Consider the following 2,028-nt stretch of genomic DNA (forward strand, 5'->3'; position numbering starts at 1 on the left):
CGCAGGAAGTCGTCGACGAGCATCTCGATGTCCGCGGCGGTGAACGGTCGCAGTCCGATCATGCGCGCGAGGACCACCGGCCCGGCGAGCTGGGCCACCGCCAGGTCGCGGTCCCCGGGGATCAGGGTTCCGGCGGACTCGGCGGTGGACAGGACGGCGTGCAGGGGGGCGGCGTAGGAGTCCACGACGCCGCGGCGCAGCTCGCCCACCTCGTCGTCGTCCCCGGCACCCCGGCCCATCGCCAGCCATCCCCACATCGACTGCTGGAGCGGGGCGTCCTGGATCAGGCGCGTCATGGACGTGCACAACTGGACGAGTTGATCGCGCACCGGGGCGTCACTCGGAGGCGGCTCCGGCGCCGGCAGCAGGCGCCGGAACGCCGCCGCGATCAGTGAGTCGGTGGAGGGGAAGTTGCGGTACAGCGTGGTCCGGGCGACGCCGGACACGCGGGTGACCGCGTCCACCGTCACCGCCGCGGCACCACCTGACAGGAGCAGGTCCACCGCGGCGTCCAGGAGTTTTCCCCGCGAGCGGGCGCGGCGCGGATCGGTCGGAGACTGCATGGGTCCATTGTGACGGCCCCCGGTGGGATACGGTGTGGTGACCCGACCGATACCGGCGGTATCGTTTCTTCAGATGTCGCCACCTCCGACCCCAGGGAGCCGAAGTGCTGGAACTGACCACCGGACGGCGCCGCTGGCTGCTGTTCGTCAACATCGTGGCGGTGTCGCTGGTCGTCGCCACGATGTCCGCGCTGTACACCTCCCTCCCGGACATCGCCGTGGCCACCGGGGCCACCCAGGCCCAGCTGACCTGGATCGTCGATTCCTACACGCTGGCGCTCGCCGCGCTCGTGCTCACCGCAGGCGCCCTGGGCGACCGCTTCGGTCGCCGGGCCACCCTCATCGTGGGGCTGGCCCTGTTCACCGTGTCCTCGGCCCTGCCCATCTGGCTGGACTCGCCGCTCTGGGTGATCGTCCTGCGTGCGGTGGCCGGAGTGGGCGCGGCGTTCGTCATGCCCTCCACGCTCTCGCTGCTCACCGCCAGTTTCCCGTCCGAACGTCGCGGCTCCGCGGTGGGCATGTGGGCCGGGTTCGCGGGTATCGGCGGGATCGTCGGCCTGCTCAGCTCGGGGGTCATGCTGGAGGTGTGGTCGTGGAAGGCGATCTTCGTGGTCTACTCCGGCATCGGTCTGCTGGTGCTCCTGGCCGCCCTCACGATCGGTGAATCCGTGGCGTCCCGGCACGGGCGGCCGGACGTGCTGGGATCCGTGTTCTCGGCGCTGGCGGTCGGCGGCGTCGTCTTTGGCCTCATCGAGGGCGCGCACACGAGTTTCTCCGACCCCCTCGTCGTCGTCACCCTCATCGTGGCCGCGGTGAGCCTGCTGGCCTTCGTCCTGGTCGAACTCCGTGCCACCGATCCCCTTCTCGACGTGCGGTACTTCCGCCGGCGGGGCTTCGCCACGGGTTCCATCTCCGTCGGGATGCAGTTCCTGACGATCTTCGGGTTCTTCCTGCTGATCGTGCAGTACCTGCAGTTGGTCAAGGGGTACGACCCGATCGCCGCCTCCCTGGCGTTGGCTCCGATGGCGCTGCCGGTCCTGCTCTTCTCGCTGGTCTCGCCCCGCATCACCGCCGTGGTCGGGCTGCGGGTCGTCTCCGTGGTGGGCGTCGGCGCGATCGCGGCCGGGATGATCCTGCTCTCCCGGCTGGGTGTCGACTCCACGTACTGGGACATCATGTGGCCGATGCTCGCGGCGGGCGTGGGTCTGGGGCTCTCGACGGCGCCGGCGACCTCGGCGATCGTCTCCGACATCTCCGTCGACGAACAGGGGGTGGCCGCCGCCGTCAACGACGCGATGCGCGAGGTGGGAGCCGCGATCGGCATCGCGCTCTCGGGCAGCATCCTGGCCGGCCGCTACGCCACCGGGATCGTCGACGTCCTGCCCGGCGTGCCCGAGTCCGGGCGACAGGCGGTGGAGAGCTCGTTCGCCGGCGCGGTGGAGTTCGTCGCCGTGGCCGGGCCGGC

General features: G+C 70.9%; 2 protein-coding genes. One reads left to right on the plus strand and one right to left on the minus strand.

The window, feature by feature from the left end; translation table 11 throughout:
* A partial coding sequence (locus G6020_RS02945; RefSeq protein WP_182609604.1) for a TetR/AcrR family transcriptional regulator occupies window positions 1-563 on the minus strand: 563 nt, incomplete at its 3' end.
* A gap of 104 nt (window positions 564-667) precedes the next feature.
* On the opposite strand from G6020_RS02945, the gene G6020_RS02950 reads away from it, so the two are divergent.
* Window positions 668-2,028, plus strand: a 1,361-nt coding sequence (locus G6020_RS02950; protein WP_182609605.1) for an MFS transporter, incomplete at its 3' end; no start/stop codon positions are given.

This window comes from Dietzia sp. B19, assembly GCF_014145155.1.
GTDB classification, from domain to species: domain Bacteria; phylum Actinomycetota; class Actinomycetes; order Mycobacteriales; family Mycobacteriaceae; genus Dietzia; species Dietzia natronolimnaea.